This window comes from Aerosakkonema sp. BLCC-F183 (assembly GCF_041929145.1).
Lineage (GTDB): Bacteria > Cyanobacteriota > Cyanobacteriia > Cyanobacteriales > Aerosakkonemataceae > Aerosakkonema.
The window spans coordinates 226,013-249,390 of record NZ_JBHFNU010000048.1; the positions used below are offsets into that span (position 1 = coordinate 226,013).

Here is a 23,378-nt window from a genome sequence, read left to right on the forward strand (position 1 = left end):
ATTTATCTTAATTCAAACGTCTTAATCATTTCTTTTGCCGTTTTTTCAAACTTCGGGTAGTCGCTTATTTCTGCTTGATAGGTAATTCGGTATGCTTTAATTTTATCTAATGTCCATATCTCTAATTTTTGCCAATTACATCCATCCAATTGACCACTGTAAATAACTTGGTTAGCATTACGCTGAGCTAAGTTTTCTGCGGTTGGAAAGGGAAGTTGAATATTTGGAAAATCTGTTTTTATTTCAGGAATTATTACTGAATTTGTATATTGATCTAGAGACATTATTCTTTGTGGTTCGGAATAACCGACAATTATACTGGCTTGACAAGAAGTTGAACTTTTATCTTTTGGTGGTGTGAATTCAGCCACAACACCTGTGAGTGTGGGGTCTTTTTTTATTGGTTGCCAATCTTTAGGATATTTAAGCTGGAAACCATAATCTTTATCACTGTATTCTTTCATAGATGGAAATAAAATTTCTTTACACTCTGGAATGCTTAATAAAGCAGCTATAGAACCAGGAATACCTAAAATTACACCTACTAAAGTAATTGATTTACGTAACGAAAGTTTCTTCTTTTTTCGGGAGGATTTAGGAGATTGCGATGGTGGTATAGAAGTCATAGGGTTGGGAAAGTTTATGCCAGCTTGTCATAAGGTTATCAAATAAATTTTAGCATTCCTACGGGAAATTATCAAAAGAAGTTAATTCTGTGAATAAAAAGCATCTTCAAGACATAGCCCGCCTTAGACTTAAAGAAGCCAAAGTGCTGCTAGATAACGGATATTATGACGGAGCGTACTATCTTTGCGGCTATGTAGTTGAATGCGGGTTAAAAGCTTGCATTGCCAAAAAAACGAATAAGCATGACTTTCCAGACAAAAAGATTGTGATTGACAGTTACACTCACGATCTCAAAAAGCTCGTGCAAGTGTCTGGACTTCAGTCAAATTTAGCTCACGAAAGTATCACCGATCTGGTTTTTGCGACTAATTGGGCAATTGTTGTACAATGGTCGGAAGATAGCCGTTACCAGAGATGGACTGAGGTGGAAGCTCAGAATATGTACGCTGCTGTGGCTAATAGAAATCATGGTGTTTTGCGATGGATAAGACAATTTTGGTAGAAAAAGATATAGAAGAAGGGCGAAAAGTAATAGTGGCTCTCCAAAAAAATGGCTTCCCAGTAAATTCGGCGTTCTGGCTTTACAAACCAGAGCCTGATGAATGGCGGTTGACATTTGCATCACCATTATATGATGAGCAGGGGCCATTTAAAGCTTACAGTTTCGTGCAAAAAGTATTGGCAAAGTTTTCACCTTCTGTAGGAATATCGGTTGCGGAAACTACGGTGCTTAGCGATAAAGATGAATTGGTAGAAGGATTGCGTTATTTAGATAAGCAAAATCCCGGCATATTATCGAATATGAGATTGAGGGGAAACTCAATCAAAAATAGATACGTTGATGATATCTATATCTACTATGTAACACCATAAAATAACCTGCGATGGTTCGTTTACATTAGATATCTCCAGAAAACAATCTCAAAGGCAGGCAGGATGCCTACCCCACAAGAATATTTGGAGAGGTCTATTGCACTTATCCGATAACTTATTTCCCAAATGTAAATTATGCTTAGCTTGTGTACGATCGTCAAAAATGAAGAAACTTCCCTACCCAACTGTCTCAGCAGCGTTAAGGATGCGGTAGACGAGATGGTAGTGCTGGATACCGGGTCTACGGACAGGACGCCGGAAATTGCCAAGCAGTTTGGCGCGAGTGTTTATCACTTTGAATGGTGCGATGATTTCGCAGCTGCTAGAAATGAGGCGCTGAAATACGTGCAGGGGGACTGGGTTTTAGTTTTGGATGCGGATGAGGTGCTGACGCCGGAAATTGTACCGCAGTTAAAACAAGCAATTCTTCAACCTGGCAATTTGGTTGTTAATTTGGTGCGACAAGAAGTAGGCGCAATCGGATCGCCTTATTCTTTGGTTTCCCGGTTATTTCGCAATCATCCGGCAATTCGTTTTTCGCGACCTTATCATGCGATGGTGGATGATAGTGTTGTGCAATTGTTGCAGCGAGAACCGCAATGGCAGGTGGGTTATTTGCCGGATGTAGCTATTGTACATTACGGCTATCAACCGGAGGCGATCGCATCGAAAAATAAATTCCAAAAAGCACAGGCGGCGATGGAAAGTTATCTGGCAAAACATCCAGATGATGCCTATGTGTGTAGCAAATTAGGAGCATTATACGTGCAAGTTGGCGATATCGATCGCGGCGTCGAACTCCTGAAGCGCGGTTTAAATTCAAAATCAATCGATGATTTGGTGCTGTATGAACTACACTACCATTTGGGTATTGCTTACGAGCATTTACAACAATTAAATTTAGCTAAATACCATTATCAAGCTGCTACTCAAGTACCGATATTCCCGAAGCTGAAATTAGCTGCTTACAATAATTTGGGTAATGTGCTGAAGGATAATTCTAAGCTTCAGCAGGCTAAAACTGCATACGAAACTGCGTTACAAATCGATCCTAATTTTGCTCCCGGTTACTATAATTTGGGGATGACGTTAAAAGTGTTGGGGCGTTGGGAGGATGCGATCGCAGCTTACCAAAAAGCAATTAATTTGAATCCCAATTATGCGGAAGCTTACCAAAATTTAGGTGTTGTTCTCCTGAAAGTAGGCTATGTGCAGGAAAGTTTGTCAGCGTTTGCCAGAGCGATCGCCCTTCACGAACAGCATAACCCATCGGAAGCGCAACGACTTCGCCAAGGTTTGCGGGAAATGGGTTTTAATTTTTGACATCCGATCGCAAGTAGAAAAATTCGATCGCAAAGCCCACAACTAAGAACAGCACTGAAATTAAGTAGGGCTTGCTGAATAAAGGTGGAAGATAAGACGGACAAGAGTTTTGAGCCTTTTTGAGCTTCCAAGTCCAAGATTATAACATCTATAGGCTCAAACCACTTGCATATTTGCGGGAAATCGCTGTGTAAATTGAGGAACTCACACAACGAACCCTACTATTTTTCAAGCAGTCTGGTCTCTAGATTGGCTCTGTAGACTTATTCAGCAAACCCTAAGTAACGATCGTTACTTCCCCAGTATCGAGATCGTAACGACCTCCCACAACTTTTAGTTTCCCTTCCCTAACATTTTGAGCTAGCATCACTGAGCTTTCTAGCAAGGATTTAACTTGATGTTGAACATTTGCTACAACTGTATTTTCAACTAAATTACCTGGTTTGTTTCTGACGCTTTCGACTGCTGGCTTGATGTCCTCAACAAAAGTGCCAATTCTACCGGGGAGCGGTTCGCCTTTGACTGCGGCTGATACTGCACCGCATCTTTCATGACCCAGAATCATGATTAATTGAACGCCCAATTCTACCACAGAGAATTCAAGACTGCCTATAACGTAAGGACTTATGACATTACCAGCTATACGAACTACAAATAAATCCCCAAGCCCTTGATCTGTAATAATTTCCGCAGGTACTCGCGAATCGGCGCAACTGAGAATAGTCGCAAAGGGATGCTGAGCGGTGGCGACTGACTTTAAACGTCCCCGCGATTGGTCGGGATATTCTCGCTTTTCCTCCACAAACCTTTTATTCCCATCCAGCAACTTTTTCAAAGCTTCATCGCCACTAACTGGTTTAAAATCTGTGGGCTCTGCTTGTGCGACAGCCAATGGTGGCGTGACAGCTTCCTTTGCGCCCCATAGTACTCCGCTACCAGCAGTAGCAGCAACGCCAACCCCTCCAATCCCTGCCAGTTTCAAGAGATGGCGACGGCCAAGATATCCATTTATTCGAGTCATAAGTCTGTTTGAGTGCAATTTTCTTCCTCCTTTAGGAGGATGTTCATTATATAAAATTACCATCTATATCTAACGATTGAATTTTAAAGATCGCAAAACTTAAGATATAGTACAAAAATAAGGCCAGACGCGACTGTGCGGGTATGGCCTACTCGCCTTGCTTGCCGAAGGATATCGCTGTACTATCATCAGAACTATGCAAATGCCATATCTCGCAGGCATTTTCATTTACCCGATTAAATCTCTCGACGCAGTATCGGTTACTCAAGTAACTGTTCTTGCCAGCGGTGCTTTAGAGCAAGATCGAGAGTTTGGAATAATAGACGCAAAAGGTAGATTTGTCAATGGGAAGAGTAACGCCAAGGTTCATTTGTTGCGATCGACTTGGGATGCAGCCGCAAACACTGTCTCCTTACAAATACAAGGTCAAGTAGAAAAACGAACATTTCATTTAGAACAAGAATCGAGAGAATTGCAAGCTTGGTTAAGTGACTTTTTCGGTTTGACGGTTCAAATAACTAGAAACTCCCTCACCGGTTTTCCAGACGATCCAATTGCATCGGGGCCAACAATTATTAGTACTGCTACTCTGGAAACAGTCGCATCTTGGTTTCCGGGAATTAGTGTAGATGAAATGCGACTGCGCTTGCGAGCTAACCTGGAAATTGGCGGAGTACCTCCGTTTTGGGAAGACCGACTGTTTGCAAATCCCGAAGAAGTTGTGCGATTTCAAATAGGAGAAGTGCTGTTGGAAGGAATTAACCCTTGCCAACGCTGCATTGTGCCGACAAGAAGCTCCCGCACTGGAGAAAGTTATCCCAATTTCCAAAAAGTATTTTCGCAAAAGCGGCGAGAAACTTTGCCATCTTGGGTAAATTCATCGCGGTTCAATCATTTTTATCGCCTGAGTGTGAATACGAAAGTGCCAAGCTCGGAAGCGGGAAAGATTTTACATATTGGAGATGAAATTAAGTGCTTGTCAACTGAGCATATCTCATAGGCGCTCCCCTATCGCTGGAGGTAATTTCAAATTTCCGATTTCCCAGCAGACTTTTTCAATTTGCCATCTGAAATTATGTGCGTTCAATCGGTAATAATCTCCGTAATACTGGATCTATGACTGTAATAAACTCGGATGGGTCGATCGATACCTTTGAAACGATATTCTCCCATATCGTCTAAAGCTATACGTTGAGATGGCCGCAACATATTATAAGTTGTTTCGCTCACCACACATTTACCGATCGGACAAATTGCTTCCATTCGAGATGCCAAATTAATAGTTCCTCCCAACACCGTATAGTCTACTCGTTGAGAACTACCGACATCTCCCACGACAGCTTTACCTGTATTAATAGCAATTCGCAATTGTAGCGGTTCGCGCAAGGCTTTTTTGGCATTAAGATTATCCAGGCGATCGAGCATTCCTTTGGCAGCGGCAAAAGCTCTGTCTGCATGATCTGGCTGAGGTTCAGGAGCCCCAAAAAAGGCCATTATGCAATCTCCAATAAATTTATCTAGCGTGCCACCTGCTGTAAAAACTTCCTGCAACATTTCCTCAAAGAAACTGTTAAGCAAATTAGCAATTTCCGCTGGGCTCAAACGTTCTGAAAGAGCGGTAAAACCAACGATATCGGCAAATAAAATACTGATCTCGCTTTCTTTAGGCAGAAGACGACTGTTTTCCAAAGTGCCGGCTGTCATCATTTGTTGCACAACTGCTGGAGAGTGATAGCGTTCCAATCTGTGCCGAATCTTTTCTTCGTTTCTGAGTTTGCGGGTAAGCAGCCAACGTTGCACGCTGGCTGCTACTAAATTTGCTAATGTCGAAAAAAAGCTAATATCTTCCTCACTTCCCTGATGGGAATCTTGCATACAAACGTGACCGTCGGCATAAAGAACTCCCACAACTTTATCTTCATCCCAAAGAGGCACAGCCATGACGTTATGGATGCCTTTATCGATGATGCTTTGTTCGCTATCAAATCGGTTGTCTTTTTGGGCATCTGCCGTTTGAATAGCTACTTTTTCATTAAAGACTTTTTGACAGATGGTGCGACTAATCCAATTTCCATCCGGTTTCAAATATTTTTGTTCGTATACATCTCTGGCAGCACCTTTGAGCAATTCAAGTTTTCCAGACCCATTAATATCAATTAATAAAGCTAAGCGCTCAATCTTGTCAAGGTAACGGAAAACGACTGCCTGCGCTGCTTTAAAAATTGCCTCTATAGATACAGCAGAATTTAAACCTTGGGCTATATCTAACAAATCTTTGAGACGGGAAATAGTTATTTCTTGACGATCGGCTTCATCGCCGCGATCGTCAGCTTGTATCCACTGCTGTCGTAGGTCTTGAACATTCCGAAAAATGGTCATGCCTACAACTTGAGTATCCATATCATCATTGTTGATTTTCAATGCGTCGTCATAGAATAGTGCGCTCAGATAAACGCTGCCTAACTGAATCACATCGCCGTGCTTCAATATTTGAGGAGATTCAACCAATTGTTCGTTCACGACGGTACCGTTTCGGCTGCCCATATCTTCAATAAACCACACTCCCTCTGGTTTCTTAAAAAGGCGGGCATGATATCGGGAAATGCCAAAGTAAGGCAAGTGCCAATCGCAGTCTATTGCCCGACCTAAAGTAAAAATATCCCGACTGACGGTGATGGTTTTTTCTATATGTTGTTCGATGTATAGGTGCAGTTTAAGCTCAATCATTAATACCACCTGTTTTTGTTAGCAAAATATTTTCAATAGATACCCTGAAGATCTTTAATAAGTTGGCCCAGGCTATGCGATCGCGTGCATTTGCAGGCGATCTCGTCTACTTAGTACCACCATAACCGCATCGATCGCAAAATTGGTATCCATAAGACAATTGTGAAGAAGAAACAGGCCAAAACCTACTTCGATCCTAATTCACGCATAGGAGCGATCGCTCAGCATGAAACAATCCTAGATATTTCCCCTACCAAACTCAACTGCATTTGTCAGCGATCGAGATGTAGCTTCGGGATCGGGCGGCTGTTGCAGAAGTCGCGGGACTGAAATTGTGGATGCTCGTGTATATTTTGTTAGCTTATATACTGGCAGAAAGTGCTAATTTTTGATATAATTATGCTATTTGTCTGTTTGCTTCAGTTTGCTAGTAAAGTAAAGCCACCGTATCTGCAAAGAAACATCTAACGACTTTAGGCGTTAGTGATAAGCAATCTAGGAAGATTAACAGTTTCTAGAGTTTTCAGATCGAGTTTTTGGGAAGCGTTGTCAATATCGATGCCAACTATATTGCCATCAGCATCAAAGTCTACGACCAAACCATCTGCTATTTCTTGAGAATCTTCGCTATGTTTGGCATTTAGCTCGATGTAAAGTGAATCTGTTTCTGGGTAGTAATGTAATTTCATAATTCTTCCTCTGAGCTTTCATCTGGTATGACAAAATTTCGGTCTGGGAAGGCGTTGTGAATTGTCTCTCCATCAGCAATCAACTGTAACATAAACGAACATTTTCCCCATAAACCCGAAAGAGTCAACTTTTTTAACTTTTACTCGATCCTATCAATATACTCACCATTAATCCTAATGCTACTCCAATCCAAGCTGTGCCGATCATTGTGAGAAAAACTTGCACTTTATCAAAATTATTATTGACCATTTTTACCTTAATAAATGACCAGTAGATTAAAGCTGCTGTATCGGCAATGAGCAAGATTGAAACAACTGCAAATGTAGCCAAATTTGTCAATTCACCCCATTCTTCTTCTACAGAAATATAGGCTATTAACCCAACCAATATAAAACTGCAAATTCCAACCAAAAACCCCCAGATAAAGTCAAGCTTAACTAGGTCACTGACGACGATCGCCACCAAAATAGTTGCTATTATACCTGGAAATATAGAAATAAACCAGGGAGATTTAGCAGCAGATAACCCCCAACTGATTAAAAGATAACCCAGCAATCCACTCAGCATCGCTATAATCGGTATCCTTTGCCGAATTTCTTGGGGTATTAAAGCGCCGATGAGTGCCATTATGCCCAAGCTCAGCACTAATATAATGATACCAACTTCTATAGGAATGCCCAAAAGTAATTGGTTTTTATCGCTTGGCGTACTCGATTGGGCAAGGAAAAACACTTGTTCTAATAACATCGCAGTTTAACCTACTGATTAAGGAGATTTAAGATCGTCTGAATTTTCTTTAAACGCCCTCAGCTTTGCTTTAAAATTCTGAGTCGTACCATTACGCTCGACTTCTACCTCTAACTCAGATCCTACCCCCGTGGAACGAATAATATTACTCAACTCAGAGGGATTGATAACTGAAGTACCGTTAACTTTTTGAACGATATCACCTACTCGCAGTCCAACTTCATCTGCTGGCGAGTTGCGGAATATTCGATCGATTAAAACGCCTTTTTTTTCATATTCCTTCATTCCTATGCCTAAGAAAGGACGCCCATCAAATTGCTGAGCAGCTTGTTTTTTAGCTTCCAGTGCTGCTTGGTAATTAGGATTAATTTCGAGCGCTTTGTCAAAGGCAGCGATCGCTTCTTCGTAGCGTGTCAGCGCAACTAGCGCCCTACCTCCATTAAACCAAACTTCCACAAAATCTTTTTTGATTTTCAACGCCTCATCATAAGAATCAATTGCTTCTTGATATTTACCTAACTGATGTAGCGCTTTACCTCTACTGTTCCAAACTCCGTGTTTTTTGGGTTGATTTAAAGGATCGTCAAATTTGATGGCGATCGCTTTGTCATAGGCGGCGATCGCATCCTCATACTTGCGTAACTGATACAGCGCATCCCCTTCACCATTCCACGCATAAAAATAGTCCGGCTTTATCTCTCTAGCCTTCTGATAAGATTTAATTGCTTCTTCATAATCTTTCTTTTGAAATAAAGCTTTACCTTTCCCATTCCAAGCATCATAGGCATTTGCTTTGATGGCGATCGCCCTATCATAGGATTTAATCGCCTCATCGTATTTCTTCAAACAAGATTCCGCATTGCCTTTGATAAACCAAGTATCATTGGAAACAGGCAGTGTTTCTGGCCAGATTTCCAGAGCCTTATCAACAGATTTAAGCGCATCTTCACAGCGGTTCATATAAAAGAGCGCATCGCCGCGATTACTCCAAACACCTGCAATCCCTCCGGCATTTTCTCGTGGTATAAGTTTGAGCAGCGTATCCCAAGCTTGCAGTGCTTCTTCATGTTTACCCATTTTAGCCAGCAAAAGACCTGCACCCTGCAAAGCTAGAAGGTTGTTTTGGTCAATTTCCAGAGCCTTTTGAATAGGAGCAAGCGCATCTTTGTATTTTCCCAAATCAAATAATGCAGAACTCTTGCAACTCAATCCTCCGAAATCATCAGGGCTAATTTTGAGAGCCTTTTCACAAGCGACAAGTGCTTTTTCAGGTTCCTTCATTTTACGCAGCACCTCACCTTTTCCTATCCAAGCTTGATAAAAGTTTGGGTCAAGCTCGATCGCCTTTTCAAAAGAGGAAAGCGCGTCTTTATAATTTTCCAAAGCAAATAGTGCCGAACCTTTGCCAAGCCATCCTCCCGGCAAGTCTTTATTGATTTTTATAGCCTCTTCGTAAACAGAGAGCGCTTCTCCGGGTTTTCCCAACGCACCTAACAAATCACCTCGACTCAGCCAAGCTTCATAAAAGTCCGGCTTGATTTCAGTCGCCTTTGTAAAAGCTGCAATTGCTTCATCCGCACCCTCATAACTTTTTATATTCAATAGCGCTTTACCTTTTCCAAACCAGTCATAAGCATTATCTGGTTTAATTTCTATCGCCTTTTCGTAGGCATATTTTGCTTTCTCAAATTCCTTTGAATTCAATAACGCATCGCCTCGCAAAGCCCAAGCTAAAGAACTTTTTTGATTGATACTGATACCCCTGTCATAAGCTTCCTGGGCTTCCTTGTATTTTTTCAAACCCATTAGCGCAGTGCCTTTACCAAGCAAAGCTTCAAAACTATTCGGTTCTTTTTCCAGTGCTTTATTACAATTTTCCAGCGCTTTTTGGTACTGATTAGAATTATTTAGATAATTGCATCTTTCAACTAATTTTTCGGGGGGGGGGAGAGAATAAACAACTACCAACAGTAGTAGAAATTGCTGCTGCTATTCCCAATTTTGTTAAATTTTTCCGGAGGATTGAGTGGTATGTCATAGCTAACTGGAAAGTCTTTTTTACTCATCAATACATAAACTTTTAACTGGAGTTTCCCCACTGGCTTTTCGATCTACTAGAAAGGCGGTCAACTAATCTGAGCATCGTAGTTTATCTAGAGCAGTCAGCCAGAAAAGTGCTGTTTTCAGTCTGAGAAACTCGGTTTCTGAGCCCTACTAAACAATACTTGACTGATAATCTAGGGATGAAAGACGGCTGGAAAGGTGTTAGCGCAGAGCCTGGGATATCTTGAATTAAGCAGAAAAGCTTAATTATCCCTACGTACTTTTTAGGTTATTTTACCATAGATATGGTATTAGTCAACACTAGCATTGATTCCCTGACAGCCTAAGCTGCGACGCATCTAAGTTGTATAACTGGGGCGGCGGCGATGCCCACCCCACAAGAGTGTCACTTTCTTGCAATTATTAAAACAAAGCTGGCGCTACAGCTTATCACTGATGGAAGGTATCGTAATGCCAGACACCTGGTTTCTTCAACAATACCCTCGCCATTTTTTTTTAGGTTGGGTTTCGTGCCTCAACCCAACCGACGAATTTCGATCGCAATTATTTTTAATTCTTTTGTTGATGAATATTTAATTTGGCGGCAATTCCAGAGGAATCGCACCCAAATTTCCTTTGCGAAAATCATTTAACAACTGACGCGCAGCGCGTTCCGCATCGCCTTGATATCGTTCGTTTGCCAAAGTCAACAAATAATCCTCACCAGTTACATTTGTAGCGTCTAAACCGTAACGCGATCGCAAAATAGATTTTGGCAACAAATTACCAGCCGTATCTTCCAAATATCCAATTAAATCCACCAACTCAGTGGCTACTAACTGATTGTCGTAAGACGCCTCACCAATATCATCGCAAATAGCTAACTTAATCGCCGCTTCGCGATCGTCCAACTTGGCGGGAATCACGCCTGGTGCATCCAGCAACTCAATTTGATCGGAAATTTTGACCCAGCGCAGTTGACGCGTCACACCGGGACGTGCGGCACTTTCCACCACTCGGCGTCCCAACAAACGGTTAATCAGCGCTGATTTTCCCACATTAGGAAAACCGATAACTACGGCGCGAACCGGACGGGGAAGCATACCGCGATCGCGCCTTTTTTTATTCACATCCACCCCAGCTGCTTGCGCCGCCTTCACCACAGCTGCTGTCCCCTTACCGTGTTGTGCATCGGTAAAATAAGGCACTTCCCCTTGCGCCACAAACCACGACTCCCACAACTTCTGCACTTGCGGAGAAATCATATCCATACGATTGAGAACCAAAACTCGACTTTTGCTACCAGTCCACTGAGAAACTTGGGGATGCTGCGTGGCAAGGGGAATGCGAACATCGCGCACTTCCAGCACCACATCCACAAGTTTGAGTTGTTCCTTGAGCGCTTTTTCAGCTTTGGCAATGTGACCGGGATACCATTGAATGGAGGGAGAAGTCATTGTCAGCTTTTCCTGTAGTTTACTTCTACTTTGCTAAGGTTAAAATCGATGCAACAACTGGAATCTCAAGAATCCCAAAATAAAAGCACGAGTGAATATATTCATGGTTTCACCAAAACCGAACAAGAGCGTCTAGTTAGACAAAGCCGATTTATCGAACCTTATATTTACCCTACCATTGACTTTGCCCAATGCAACCATATTTTAGAAATAGGGTGCGGCGTGGGAGCGCAGATAGAAATACTTTTACGTAAATATCCAAATTTAAGGATTACTGGTGTCGATCGTTCAAAAGAGCAAATTCAACGTGCCACGGAATTTCTCAAACCATATTATATAGATGATGCCCAGCGAGTTTTCCTGCATCTTGAGGATGGTGGCAATCTTCCTTTTGCTAACGACACTTTTGATGGATGTTTCATTTGCTTTGTATTGGAGCACACAGAAGATCCTATTGCTATTTTGCAAGAAGTACGGCGAGTTATCCAGCCAGGTAGTCGCTTATATTGCAGCGAGGTCTTCCATAGGAGCTTGTATATCTATCCATCCTGTCCATTGACTGAGTTATATTGGCAAAATCTGAATGAATATCAAAAAGAGTTAAAAGGCGATCCGGAAGTGGGAATAAAGTTGTGTAACTTGGCATTAAAAGTGGAATTTTCTGATGTCACAATTCGCGATTTTTGTATTCACTTGGATGCCAGAAACCAGAATCTAAAAGAGCGAGAACTTTTTTTTGATTATTGGATTGATTTGTGCCTCAGCGTCGCCCCATCCTTGTGCGAGCGAGATAAAATTACTCTCGATCTGCTAGACGGAATGAAGGCAGAGTTACATTCCCTCAAAAGCAATCCAGACTGCATTTTTAGCTACACGGGCAAGCAACTAGAAGCTGTAAAGTAATCTAGCTTTTTGTCCATCAATTGTGAAATTAAGTTGACGGGGTGACAAGTATTGCTGAAACTCTTTGACAGTATTTGTTGTCCCACGTCCCCTTTGACAAAAAATGAACTCATTTTTGGGGTTTGTTGACACTATTCTCAAGTACCAGCAGCTACCAGTCTCATGGATTCGTTGTGGATCGTTAGATTTCTTGGCTAATTTTTCCAGATGTGAATGGCGATGAATTGCAATCCCTGTCAAGGTTTCCGCGATAGTTGTCACCCCGTCAGCGATCGACAGGCTCTAAGGGACAATCAAAACTGGACAGGGAGACAGATTGATCACCCGATTGGTTACGCTGTCGGACATTCCTTCTTCGGTTAAACCGAGACCGCGACAACCCATAACGATTAAATCCGCGTCAACTTCGTCAGCTACATCACAGATAGTGAAGGCAGGCTTGCCCTCGCGTTCTATAGCTTCGGCGGAAATTCCTCGATCGGCAAATAGGGACTTGGCAGTTTCCAGCAGTTGTGCTACTGCCTCTGGGGAAGTCATGGCATCTGCGTTAGCAGACTCCCCCTCCTCTGGCGGCGGTTCTAGAACGGACAGTAAGATCAGACGACTGCCGTACTTTTTCACCACATCGACAACCACATCAGCCGCTTCGCGGGCTTCGCGACTTCGATCGACTGGAAACAAAACTGTATTAAACATTTACGCACCGATACATTTTTGCTAACGTTTGCTAACAAATACACTCTCTGAGAGAGGGCGTATCAACCAATGCACGAAGGAAAATCCCTCGCGCACCATTCCAATCCCGTGGCATCTTCTGACCTGTTAGCTTGGACTTGATAATTTTTGCTCCACCTAATTTAGGAACGATTTCACCAGTCCAACTCACTGTTTTGGAAGTATAGGCTTCGTTGACATCCAGCACTACTTTAAGAGTCTCAAACGCCTTATGTCGGAGAAACTGTTTGAACTGGTAGTGAGATAATGTCAGCATTTGTCTGACAGACTTGGCTCTAATTCTGCGTTTTGCCTTAAGAGGCATTTGAGATGTCTCAAATGTAGGAAGCAGAATAATGTCAAAGTTATCGACCAAGAATCGGGCTATCTTTTTGTGTAACTCCGAAACTAGGTTTTTAATCCTCCCTCTAATTCGATTGGCAGCAAGCCGCATACGCCTTTTCTGCCTGCACTTAGATAAGCTGATTTTAGAAATCAACTTATCTAAGCGGAAGCACAAACGCTGAATTCTTAAATTAGAGGCTCGTCCTAACTCTCCAAAACTTTCTTCAGAAAAGAACGTCATAAACGTTCTGATGCCAGGGTCAAGAGCCACGACACGTCCTTGGTTATCGGCAACATTGCGTGGCGACTCTCTAGGGATAGCGAGATAGTAATCACCATAGGCAAATACCAATCGGCAATCCCCAAAGCTTTGTGGTAGAGGCTCTTTGAATGTAGCCTCCCCTAAGATGGTGTGGTAAATCCCCATTACCTTAACAACAGACTTAGGGATGTAGCAAGACTGAACTGGGTTCTTTTTAGACTTGAACCGCATCTTACTAATTCCACCACCATTCTTAAACTTTTTCTTGGCGTTACTTACCGCTTTACAGGCATCTTTAACGGCGATGGATTTAATTTGATAAGGGACTTCAAAGCACCAATCGGGCAGTGCTTCTAGAATCCCTCCTTTAATCGCTTTCCAGTTGGCTTTAGTCTCTGGCTGCTGCAAATATTCAATGGTTTTGTTGTAGACAAAACGCGCTACGCCAAACCACTTTTTAACAATCTTCTTCTGGTCTGGGCTCAGATAAATCCGGGTCTTGTTTGATTTTTTGACTATACTTTCTGAGCCCGTGCATTCGACAAGAGAAGACGTGGAGGATGCTGAGTAAATCTTGGGTAAGTTCCGATGAAGGGCAGTATACAGCTTGGTCGAGAACCACGATTTGTCCACCGTTTTGCTCGACCAAGTACTGAATAAGCTCGAATCCAAACCTCGCGAGTCGGTCACGACAGGCAACAACAAGCGTGAGCTTATCTCCGCGCAAAAGTCTGTCCAGTAAGGAACGCAGTCCTTTCCTTTTGAAGTTAAGTCCACTTCCGATGTCTTTGATGATTTCGGCATCTGGGTAGAGGGACTGCATATAGGTGACTTGTCGGTTGAGGTCGGCGAGCTGCTTTGAGGAAGAGACTCGGCAGTAGCAAATAGTGGTAACTCTAATTGAATCGCCTCTAATATAGGACTCGACATCGTAGAGCCTTTGCCCTGCTTGGTTTTTAATGCTTTTGATCTTCCCTTCATCTGCATATCGTCTCAACGTATTAGGATGCAACCCCAGAAATTCGACCGCTTTTCTGAGTGGAATATATGCCATACCTAAAGTATAGTATTAGTGAGCGTTAGTGAGCATTAGTTAACAAAATCTTAAATGGCTAATTTCCGTCCTAGAAAGACGGGGCTAACAACCCATTTTTCGGTAAAATGTGGACGGCGTAGATAGAACGGACGACCGGTGGCACGCTGATTCCGTGAAAAAAGTGATTAGGAGGTTTTTTCGGTGTCCAAAAAAACTGTAGCAAATTTGTCGTCGTCAGACTTAGCTGGCAAACGGGTTTTGGTGCGGGCTGATTTTAATGTGCCGGTGGATGAGGCAGGTAACATCACCGACGATACGCGCATCCGCGCTGCTTTGCCAACCATCCAGGATTTGACCGGAAAGGGAGCTAAAGTAATTCTATCAAGCCACTTTGGGCGTCCCAAGGGAGTGGATGAAAAGCAGCGCCTCACCCCAGTTGCCAAGCGCCTGTCGGAGTTGCTGGGTAAGGAAGTCAAAAAACCCAGCGATTGTATCGGTGATGAAGTTGCTGCTACAGTCGCCGAAATGGAAAACGGGGATGTCATTCTGCTGGAGAATGTCCGCTTCCACAAAGAAGAGGAGAAAAACGACCCGGAATTTGCCAAACAACTGGCTGCGAATGCAGATTTATACGTAAACGATGCGTTTGGGACAGCTCACCGCGCTCACGCTTCTACGGAAGGCGTCACCAAGTACCTCAAGCCTTCTGTGGCTGGGTATTTGATCGAGAAGGAACTGCAATATCTGCAAAGTGCGATCGAAAATCCCCAGCGTCCTTTAGCTGCAATTATCGGCGGTTCTAAGGTTTCCAGCAAAATCGGTGTGATCGAAACGCTACTGGAGAAGTGCGATAAGTTGATCATCGGTGGCGGGATGATTTTCACGTTCTACAAAGCTCGCGGTTTGAGCGTGGGTAAGTCCTTGGTGGAAGAAGATAAGCTGGAACTGGCGAAGACTCTGGAAGCTAAGGCAAAAGAACGCGGCGTGCAGTTGCTGTTACCTACCGATGTGGTAGTTGCAGATAAATTCGCCGCCGATGCTGAATCCCAAACTGTCAGCATTGAAAATATCCCCGATGGTTGGATGGGTTTGGATATTGGCCCCGACTCTGTGAAAGTGTTCCAAGATGCGCTGGCTGATTGCAAGACAGTGATTTGGAATGGCCCGATGGGTGTGTTTGAGTTCGATAAGTTTGCCGTAGGTACGGAAGCGATCGCTCACTCTCTCGCCGATCTTACCAAGAAAGGCGCTGTCACCATTATCGGCGGTGGCGACTCCGTAGCTGCTGTAGAAAAAGTCGGTGTGGCAGACCAAATGAGCCACATTTCTACTGGCGGCGGTGCTAGCTTGGAATTGCTCGAAGGTAAGGTATTACCCGGTATTGCCGCACTTGATGAAGCTTAATTTCTCTTAGCAGTAGGTGGGCATCGCCCACCTTACATTATTTGTCACCCGATTTTAGATTTTGGATTCTGGATTTTGGATTGGCTCGGCCTTGAAAAGACGGAGCTTGAAATTCGGAAAATTTTTTTGATGATTCCCCTTGAAATGGTTGGCTTGAAACCCTTTTGTTCGGTCAAAAAAATTTATACTTAGCAGTAGGGTGGGCACTGCCCACCCTACTTTTGTCAATTTTACTCAGAACAAGAAGCTAGGTTACTCCCTTCCCGCTGGAAGAATTTGTATTTTAATGAACCGCGAAGACGCGAAGGAAGAGAAAAGAAAGAAGTACATAATCTTATTGCGGGATGGAAGTAATGTGAGAATTTTGTAAATAAATTGTTCTAAAACAGTATTTTGTAGAAGATATAAACTATTATGATAAAAACATCAACATGGAAGAAATGGCTGAAGCGAGCGCACAAATTACTAGCATTACCAGTTTTTCTCGCTCTGATTAGCAACACAGTTAAAGCATCTGCTATTCCGGCTGAAGTTTTTACTCCCTACTTAAATGAAATCGGCAATAGTTTACCACCCGGTTGGGTAATGCGCTTGCCCTCACGAATTTTACTGGGTGGCCCCGCTGACGAAGAATTTATCAGCCAATTGATTGTCCGCGTTTTTCCCTCCACTACTCCACCCGGTTTAACTGTTAGCTTGTTTAGCTGCACTTCCGGAGGTTATCCCTGCTTAGTCGGCAGCTTTTCCGTAGATAGCCAAACTTCTGCGAACGCACAGCGAGAATTCCGAAAACATATTGCGGCGGCGCAAGCAGTCACCCTGGCAAGGGGAATTCAGGGATATTTGCTGGAAGGGCAAAAACAAAATCAGCCCAATATGTTTTCATCGGTAATGTGGGAACAAGATGGCATGATTTACACTGTTAGCTTTTTGACGGAAGAACGCCAAAATATTCTGTTTATGGCTTCTTCTATGGCAAATCAAGCACCGTTGCGGTAATTAGCTAGGGGCTAGAAAAGTCAAAAGTCAAAAGAAAGGGCGTCGGGATTAGGGCGTCGGGATTAGGGCGTCGGGGCTAGGGGAGAGGGAGAGGGAGGAATTTTGACTTTTGACTTTTGACTTTTAACTCCCCCACTCCCCCACTCCCCTGCTCGGCATTTGTACTCAACTGGTTTGCCGAAGCGATCGCATAAACTAGCTTATAGGTTGGTTTCGCATTGAGGAAACTATCTATGCTGACTGTTGCACAAGCGCGACCAAACGAACGCGCCAAGTTTATCCAACAAACCTACACGCATCTAGCGGGGGCAGTTGGTGCATTTATTGTTGTCGAATTTTTGCTGTTTCAGACTGGCATTGCGGGAGTATTGTTCCGTTTTGTAGCCGCCAGTCGATTTAGCTGGTTAGCGTTTCTGGGAGCGTTTGCGCTGCTGGGCTGGCTATCGAGGGAATTGGCTGCGAAGGCAGATTCGGTGGAAACCCAGTACACGGGTTTGGGGATTTATGTGGTTGCAGAAGCGCTGATATTTGCTCCCCTGCTGTACATTGCTGCCTTTTTTTCGAGTCCTGATGTGATTCCGACAGCGGCGATCCTGACCCTGTTCCTATTTGGCGGTTTGACTACCGTTGCGTTCACGACGCGCCAGGATTTTACTTTCTTAGGCGGCATTCTCAAAATAGCTGCTTTTGTCGCCTTGGGTCTAATTCTTTGCAGCATCATGTTTGGCTTCACTTTAGGGCTATTTTTCTCAGTAGCAATGGTGGTGTTTGCCTCGGCGGCAATTCTGTACGATACATCGAATGTGATACACCACTACTCAACGCATCAGTATGTGGCGGCTTCGCTAGAACTATTTGCTTCTGTAGCTTTGTTGTTCTGGTATGTGCTGCAAATTGTGATGTCATTGTCTCGCCGCTAAGACAATGGTGCTTTGATTTTTAATAATTAAAAACCAAAAAGCGCTCTCGTTAAAAGGAGAGCGCTTTTTTTGCATCTCTTTCGGATTTATCAAATTTTATCATAATGTCGCAATTCATCTCCCGTTATAGCGTTAGCTTAACGGGAGAGTGTCAAACACACTCTGACTTGCCACTGCTGCTATTAACGCTTTCCTCAGCTATCAAAGGCTGTTGTCCGGCTTCACTTGGCAGAATGCAAGCTGCCATCAGAGGTAGCTGCACCGTAAATGTAGCTCCTTGCCCTTCGCCTGGGCTATTTGCTTGCACTGTTCCCCCGTGCATTTCCACCAATTGCCGCACAATGGCAAGTCCTAATCCCAATCCACCATGATGCCGTGTAGTTGCTCGTTCTGCCTGACGAAAGCGGTCAAAGACGTAAGGTAGAAAATTTGGATGAATACCTTGACCGGTGTCACTGACTGTAATGACGGCGTTGGAGGAAATGCGCTCTAACCGAACTTCTATTTGTCCATTTCTGGGAGTAAACTTAATGGCATTGGAGAGCAAATTCCAAACGATCTGCTGTAAGCGATCGCTATCTCCTGACACTAAACTGACTGATTCATCAAGATCTGTCCAAATCTCGATGTTTTTAGCTGTGATGGCAAGCTGCACGCAATCAATAGCTGCCCGAATCACAGCAACTAAATGGACGGGGCGGATATTGAGATGAAGTTTACCTCGAACAATGCGAGAGATGTCTAGCAGATCTTCAATCAGTGTTACCTGGGTTCTGGCATTCCGCTCGATCGTCTCTAATGCGCGAGCGACGATCGTGTCATTTAACTTCCTAGCGCGAAGGATCTGTGACCAACCCAAAATAGCATTTAACGGGGTGCGGAGTTCGTGGGAGACGATCGCCAAAAATTCATCTTTGAGGGTATTCGCTTGGTTGAGCGATTCCGCTTGCTGTCGCAGTTCCTTCTCTAGCTGCTTCCGCTGGGCAATTTCTGCTTGCAAGGCTTGGTTGGTCATTTCAGCCAGTTTTGCCCGCAATTGCGCTTCTTCCAGTTGCTTCCGTTCGCTGATGTCCCGCACTAGCCAGCGTAGCCCCACGATCGTACCTGTCTGGTCAGACACCCTAGTGACCGTTAATGCAGCATCAAAAGGTACTGCACCGCGAGGCTGTAACTGGATAATCCACTCTTGAAGTCGTTCAACTTCATGCAATCGGTTGAGTTCGTTGCGGAAAGCTCGACGCTGAGATTCGGGAATAAATACGATTAAAGGTTTGCCAACCAAGTACTTTTGCGACACCTTGAGCAACAGACTAGCAGCATGATTGGCTTGCTGAGTTTTGCCTTCTGTGTCAGTAATCAAGTAGGCATCAGGAGCAAATTCAAATAACTCTCGGTAGCGCTGCCGTTCTACTTCTAGCGACGCATAAGCCTCCTGCAATTCCTGATTCTGCTCGTGCAATACCTCTTGAGATACCCGCAGTTCTTCTAGAGAAACACCCAGTTCTTCCAATGCTTGGGGCAGCAGTTCTGGGTGTTGCGATGGATTGGAATGAGCGTAGTTTAATAGGTTACTCACTCGCTCACCCAATGCTCTCATTTGCTGGCTCAGCCACTCACCGTTCACGTTCATTCTTCCAATCGTACTATTTCCAAATTAGTACGAATTTTTCTGCTGACATCCCTCCTGAGATTTGTTCGATCGATGAATCACTCAAACAAACCAAACTGGCTTGTGCAAAAAGTACAACCGGACAGGATATTATCTGTCTTCCGGTTCTAAAAAACCATAGAGAATTTCATCAGGTTCATCGTCTGGAAAGTTTTCATCACTATATATATATTCTTGTTGAACTTTTTTGATTAGGTTAACTGACGCCGGATCGGAGATGGCGATCGTAGAAGTCGCCGCGTGCAATCTTTCCTGCAAACTTTTGACTGTGGCGTTTAATTGAGTTATTTCTTTTTGCAGTGTTGGCATTTCTTTTTCCAAGGCTAAAAGGCGATTGTCAACAGTCTGGATATCTTCACCTAAGTATTGCGCGATCGCTTCGTAAATGATTTGCGCGGACTGCTTTTTTCTTTGTGCTGCTATTTGCTCGATTTGACGCTTCCAGTCTTGAGGAATCTGACAATTTACCATTACATTTTCTGACATTATTAACGCTCCCAATATTAATTATCAAACAGGAGCATAATTTGATTGGTTTACACAGATATTTTTTGCTAAACCAACAATATGAAATGTTTGCTCTGCTCCAAGGCAAGTATAACCCTTAATTAAACCTCTTTTCTGAGCAGTTTGGATATTTCTGCATGGCGCATAGCAATATCGGGATTGCGTTGAATGGCGCTATGATAACGCTTCTGTAAGCTCGTTCCTTCCTCTGATGGCGTTAACAGATTTCGCGCTTCTTCTAGAAGTTCGTTAGCTTGGCTCAAGGTTACGGGTTCTTTGGCGCTGAGGGTTTCATCGATTTGGACGATAAATTGAGAAAATGAGCGCAACCAGCTAAACCATTCATGCTCTATGACTAAACGGAAAAACTCTCCTTTTGATTGAATTCTGCCGTGGAACTGCTCATAAACGATCCGCTCAGATTCTAGCAGTTCTTTGTGCAGACGAAGTAGAGCAGCCCTTACCGAGCGCAGTTGTTGGAGTGTCAACTCTAGAGATGAATTGTTGGCTTCCATTGGTAACGATCGCAATAAACACTTTTCTATCTTCAGATCATAGATCTTTAAATTCCGTTAGAAGGAGTCTGGGTGTCAGTTGGACTCGGTGATGGCGGAGTCTCGGTGGCGCTTGGACTTGGTGGTGGAGTCTCGGTGGCGCTTGGACTCGGTGTAGCAGGAGTCTCGGTTTGAGTTGGATTCGGTGTAGCAGGAGTTTGGGTATCAGTTGGATTCGGTGTAGCAGGAACTGTCTGAGTGGGTGGGGAACTAGGCGTAGGTGTAGGAGAAGATGTCGGAGGTAATGCGGGATACTCAGCTGTTAAGTTGAGTCGATAATTAATTGGTTTTGATGCTTTGGAAACAACTACAAATTCGTAAAAACCTTTTGAAGATAATGTTCCTGACCAGGTTCCCTTAGTAGAATTTTCCAGAAGTGCTTTTTGGTTGCTCGTTGGCGGATAAACTGATAATAGAATTTGTGGATCGGCTTGCAGATTTACTGTCATTAGTTGACCTGCATCAAGTCCGGCGATGTAAGCTTTGCCTTCGCCTGGTGGGAGATTACCTTTGACTTCTGTACCAACAGCGCCGGGAGGAAAGACAATTTTTTCTAAAGCGTTGTTATTCTTCAAAGCGTTGACTTTATCGAATGCGATCGCGTGCCAAATTTGACCCGTCGGTTGTTTGAGAAACTGGTCGAAACTGAGGTTCAGTTTTTTGGCAGAGTAATCACCAGCAAAAGATGAATACTTGGCATCGGTTAATGTAAAGAGAGCGCGACTGCTGAGGTGTAAGTTGTTCGCTTCTGCGATCCAGCGATCGCGATCGTTTTTATCGAAACTTCCCAGCTGCTGACGCGCTGCTACACTCAATTTAGCTTGCTGCAAATTGTTGAGTAATTCAGCGCCTATGCTATCCCACTGCGCCCGCAACTGTTCGTCTTTCGGATCGTCGCTGAGAGTAGTTCCCCGTAAGTTGGGATTCCTTTGCCAAAATATTTGATTGACAAAATTAACGTAAAAGTTGTAATCAATACCCAATTTGAGGCGAAGCTGACGCAAAGCTTCTTTGCGATCGCGTTCTGCTTGCGAAAATTTTGGCGGTGGCGGGGGTTCGGGATCTTTTGTCGGCGAAACAATTGGCTTATCTGAAGGTTTTTGAGCTATTTTCGCTATAATCTTGCCACCTACTACCCAACCGATACTACCGGCGATCGCAACCAGAACGCCGACAAGCACAATTTTGCCGAAAAAATTAGGTGAATTGCCTGTACTTTGACTGGGAAGTGGGTTGACTGGTGGCGCGGGGGCTGGATTGGGCGGCGAGATTGGTAAAGTAGCTTGTAGTGATTGTGAAGTCGGTTGTGGAGTAGGTTGTGGAGTAGGTTGTGGAGTGGGTTGTGGGGTGGGTTGTGGGGTGGGCGTCCCGCCCGCCACAGGCTGATTTGCAGGTGTTGGAGGACTGAGGACTTGCAATACATCGCGGGCGGATTGGTAGCGATCGCCCGGTCGATAAGACAACATTTTATCTAACACCGCACCGAAATTCGGGCTGAGGGTAATTTCCCGCCGCCAATTCCAAGTCATCGTGTGCGTATCGATTAGCTGTTGCGGTTCCTTACCCGTCAGCAACACCAACACCGTTGCTGCCAAAGCATACAAATCGCTGTGAGGATAAACCGTTCCCACTTGCATTTGTTCGTTTGGTGCGTATCCAATTTTACCCAAACGAGTCGCAAAAGAAGGCACAGCGCCGGGGGCAGCTTGAGTAAATTCAGATTCTGCATTGGCTGCCACTTGCTTAACGCCGCCAAAGTCAATCAGTACCGGCAGCAAGTCCGAACTCCGCAACATCAGGTTATCTGGGGAGATATCGCGGTGAATCACACCCATTGCGTGAATATATTCCAACACGGGCAGAATTTGCAGCATCAGCTGGGTAACTTCTACCTCAGAAAATCGCAGTCCCTGACGTTTGCGGGTATCTAATAAGGTGCGATAATTTTGCCCTTCTACGTAATCTTGCACTAAAAACAGGTGTCCTTCCTCATCCACCTTGGTGCGGAAGAGTTCGCGAAAGCGAGGAATTTGGGGATGTTGCAGCTTGTAGAGGACGCCTGCTTCTCTCTCAAACAATTCTGATGCTTTTTGCAGTGCGTAAGTACCGCGAACTTGGGGCGCAAATTCTTTGAGGACGCAATGTTCTCGGAAGCGGTTAAGGTCTTCAGCTAGATAGGTGCGTCCGAAACCGCCGTGTCCGATTTCGCGTACAATACTATAGCGATCGCCCAGCACCACACCTGGATAAATACCCTTACCGGCTGGTTGATTCAGCTTCTCGCCGCACTGCTGACAATACACATTAGTGGCAGCGTTCTCGTGTCCTTTACTGCAATAGTTTCTCTGCATTCTCAAAACCTTTAAACCCAGATTGCACTTCTAGCCCTACGTTGTTTGTGCCTAGCGATTTGGTGTCTCGCTTTGATTTGTGCCTCATTGAGCTTAGAAACATTACGGGCTCGACGTTTAGTGCTACTGGTAATGTCGTGCTTAAATAAATCATATTGATAATAAACTTTAAGTTTTGGACTGAACGTGAACTACCCAACGCCAAG

The 23,378-nt window shown here is 44.0% G+C and carries 23 protein-coding genes; 9 read left to right on the forward strand and 14 right to left on the reverse strand.

Features of this window, described 5'->3' with window-relative positions:
• Window positions 1-2: 2 nt before the first annotated feature.
• Window positions 3-626 (reverse strand): PsbP-related protein, encoded by a 624-nt coding sequence (locus tag ACE1CD_RS14110; protein WP_374824873.1) that lies wholly within the window; start codon window positions 624-626, stop codon window positions 3-5.
• Window positions 627-715: 89 nt separating this feature from the next.
• Here ACE1CD_RS14110 and ACE1CD_RS14115 point away from each other — a divergent pair, with 89 nt between their 5' ends.
• From ACE1CD_RS14115 to ACE1CD_RS14125, 3 genes are all read left to right on the forward strand, one after another.
• A complete protein-coding gene (locus tag ACE1CD_RS14115; protein ID WP_374824876.1) occupies window positions 716-1,129 on the forward strand; it encodes a HEPN domain-containing protein in 414 nt (137 codons plus the stop codon).
• The gene (locus tag ACE1CD_RS14120; protein ID WP_374824879.1) at window positions 1,108-1,500 is read left to right on the forward strand and encodes a hypothetical protein; all 393 of its coding nucleotides are present in this window, start codon (window positions 1,108-1,110) and stop codon (window positions 1,498-1,500) included. The genes ACE1CD_RS14115 and ACE1CD_RS14120 overlap by 22 nt, the downstream gene beginning before the upstream one ends.
• A 132-nt stretch (window positions 1,501-1,632) precedes the next feature.
• Complete coding sequence (locus tag ACE1CD_RS14125) at window positions 1,633-2,823, forward strand: glycosyltransferase (protein WP_374824937.1); 1,191 nt, start codon at window positions 1,633-1,635, stop codon at window positions 2,821-2,823.
• Window positions 2,824-3,100: 277 nt separating this feature from the next.
• Here the strand turns inward: ACE1CD_RS14125 and ACE1CD_RS14130 are convergent, their stop codons facing one another.
• Complete coding sequence (locus ACE1CD_RS14130) at window positions 3,101-3,844, reverse strand: carbonic anhydrase (RefSeq protein ID WP_374797514.1); 744 nt, start codon at window positions 3,842-3,844, stop codon at window positions 3,101-3,103.
• Window positions 3,845-4,046: 202 nt separating this feature from the next.
• On the opposite strand from ACE1CD_RS14130, the gene ACE1CD_RS14135 reads away from it, so the two are divergent.
• Window positions 4,047-4,844, forward strand: coding sequence for an MOSC domain-containing protein (locus tag ACE1CD_RS14135; protein ID WP_374824882.1), 798 nt, complete (start codon window positions 4,047-4,049; stop codon window positions 4,842-4,844).
• An 83-nt stretch (window positions 4,845-4,927) separates the two neighbouring features.
• On the opposite strand, the gene ACE1CD_RS14140 is transcribed toward ACE1CD_RS14135, so the two are convergent.
• The gene (locus ACE1CD_RS14140; protein ID WP_374797518.1) at window positions 4,928-6,571 is read right to left on the reverse strand and encodes an adenylate/guanylate cyclase domain-containing protein; all 1,644 of its coding nucleotides are present in this window, start codon (window positions 6,569-6,571) and stop codon (window positions 4,928-4,930) included.
• Between the two features lie 162 nt (window positions 6,572-6,733).
• On the opposite strand from ACE1CD_RS14140, the gene ACE1CD_RS14145 reads away from it, so the two are divergent.
• Window positions 6,734-6,901 carry a hypothetical protein gene (locus ACE1CD_RS14145; protein WP_374797520.1) on the forward strand — a complete coding sequence of 56 codons (168 nt, stop codon included), beginning with the start codon at window positions 6,734-6,736 and terminating at the stop codon, window positions 6,899-6,901.
• Window positions 6,902-7,044: 143 nt separating this feature from the next.
• Here ACE1CD_RS14145 and ACE1CD_RS14150 read toward each other — a convergent pair whose 3' ends face one another.
• From ACE1CD_RS14150 to ylqF, 4 genes are all read right to left on the reverse strand, one after another.
• A complete protein-coding gene (locus ACE1CD_RS14150; RefSeq protein ID WP_374797522.1) occupies window positions 7,045-7,260 on the reverse strand; it encodes a DUF2283 domain-containing protein in 216 nt (71 codons plus the stop codon).
• Between the two features lie 133 nt (window positions 7,261-7,393).
• Entirely contained in the window at window positions 7,394-8,008 is a 615-nt protein-coding gene (locus tag ACE1CD_RS14155; protein WP_374797524.1) for a hypothetical protein, read from the reverse strand.
• A gap of 18 nt (window positions 8,009-8,026) precedes the next feature.
• Window positions 8,027-9,976 (reverse strand): tetratricopeptide repeat protein, encoded by a 1,950-nt coding sequence (locus tag ACE1CD_RS14160; RefSeq protein ID WP_374824885.1) that lies wholly within the window; start codon window positions 9,974-9,976, stop codon window positions 8,027-8,029.
• A 668-nt stretch (window positions 9,977-10,644) separates the two neighbouring features.
• Entirely contained in the window at window positions 10,645-11,508 is an 864-nt protein-coding gene (ylqF, locus tag ACE1CD_RS14165) for a ribosome biogenesis GTPase YlqF (protein ID WP_374824888.1), read from the reverse strand.
• A gap of 48 nt (window positions 11,509-11,556) precedes the next feature.
• Here ylqF and ACE1CD_RS14170 point away from each other — a divergent pair, with 48 nt between their 5' ends.
• Window positions 11,557-12,411, forward strand: a complete 855-nt coding sequence (locus tag ACE1CD_RS14170) for a class I SAM-dependent methyltransferase (protein ID WP_374824890.1) — start codon at window positions 11,557-11,559, stop codon at window positions 12,409-12,411.
• 282 nt (window positions 12,412-12,693) lie between these two features.
• On the opposite strand, the gene ACE1CD_RS14175 is transcribed toward ACE1CD_RS14170, so the two are convergent.
• From ACE1CD_RS14175 to ACE1CD_RS14185, 3 genes are read right to left on the reverse strand one after another with little or no spacing between them, the layout of a single operon-like run.
• Window positions 12,694-13,107: a universal stress protein gene (locus tag ACE1CD_RS14175; RefSeq protein WP_374797532.1), complete on the reverse strand. Its 414-nt coding sequence runs from the start codon at window positions 13,105-13,107 to the stop codon at window positions 12,694-12,696.
• A gap of 31 nt (window positions 13,108-13,138) precedes the next feature.
• Window positions 13,139-14,305 (reverse strand): RNA-guided endonuclease InsQ/TnpB family protein, encoded by a 1,167-nt coding sequence (locus ACE1CD_RS14180; RefSeq protein ID WP_374824940.1) that lies wholly within the window; start codon window positions 14,303-14,305, stop codon window positions 13,139-13,141.
• The gene (locus tag ACE1CD_RS14185) at window positions 14,190-14,786 is read right to left on the reverse strand and encodes an IS607 family transposase (protein WP_374824893.1); all 597 of its coding nucleotides are present in this window, start codon (window positions 14,784-14,786) and stop codon (window positions 14,190-14,192) included. Before ACE1CD_RS14185 ends, ACE1CD_RS14180 begins: the two co-directional genes overlap by 116 nt.
• 183 nt (window positions 14,787-14,969) lie before the next feature.
• On the opposite strand from ACE1CD_RS14185, the gene ACE1CD_RS14190 reads away from it, so the two are divergent.
• The 3 genes from ACE1CD_RS14190 to ACE1CD_RS14200 all read left to right on the forward strand — a co-directional run bounded on the left by ACE1CD_RS14190 (window position 14,970) and on the right by ACE1CD_RS14200 (window position 18,091).
• Entirely contained in the window at window positions 14,970-16,172 is a 1,203-nt protein-coding gene (locus tag ACE1CD_RS14190) for a phosphoglycerate kinase (RefSeq protein WP_374824896.1), read from the forward strand.
• A gap of 414 nt (window positions 16,173-16,586) precedes the next feature.
• Window positions 16,587-17,171 (forward strand): hypothetical protein, encoded by a 585-nt coding sequence (locus tag ACE1CD_RS14195; protein ID WP_374797538.1) that lies wholly within the window; start codon window positions 16,587-16,589, stop codon window positions 17,169-17,171.
• Between the two features lie 233 nt (window positions 17,172-17,404).
• Window positions 17,405-18,091 carry a Bax inhibitor-1 family protein gene (locus ACE1CD_RS14200; protein WP_190464397.1) on the forward strand — a complete coding sequence of 229 codons (687 nt, stop codon included), beginning with the start codon at window positions 17,405-17,407 and terminating at the stop codon, window positions 18,089-18,091.
• A gap of 151 nt (window positions 18,092-18,242) precedes the next feature.
• Here ACE1CD_RS14200 and ACE1CD_RS14205 read toward each other — a convergent pair whose 3' ends face one another.
• The 4 genes from ACE1CD_RS14205 to ACE1CD_RS14220 form a co-directional block, all read right to left on the reverse strand.
• Entirely contained in the window at window positions 18,243-19,721 is a 1,479-nt protein-coding gene (locus ACE1CD_RS14205) for an ATP-binding protein (protein ID WP_374824899.1), read from the reverse strand.
• A 129-nt stretch (window positions 19,722-19,850) separates the two neighbouring features.
• On the reverse strand, window positions 19,851-20,246 hold the full coding sequence (locus ACE1CD_RS14210; protein ID WP_374824902.1) for a hypothetical protein: 396 nt from the start codon (window positions 20,244-20,246) through the stop codon (window positions 19,851-19,853).
• Window positions 20,247-20,368: 122 nt separating this feature from the next.
• On the reverse strand, window positions 20,369-20,782 hold the full coding sequence (locus ACE1CD_RS14215; protein WP_374797544.1) for a hypothetical protein: 414 nt from the start codon (window positions 20,780-20,782) through the stop codon (window positions 20,369-20,371).
• 47 nt (window positions 20,783-20,829) lie between these two features.
• On the reverse strand, window positions 20,830-23,172 hold the full coding sequence (locus ACE1CD_RS14220; RefSeq protein ID WP_374824905.1) for a protein kinase: 2,343 nt from the start codon (window positions 23,170-23,172) through the stop codon (window positions 20,830-20,832).
• Window positions 23,173-23,378 lie beyond the last annotated feature (206 nt).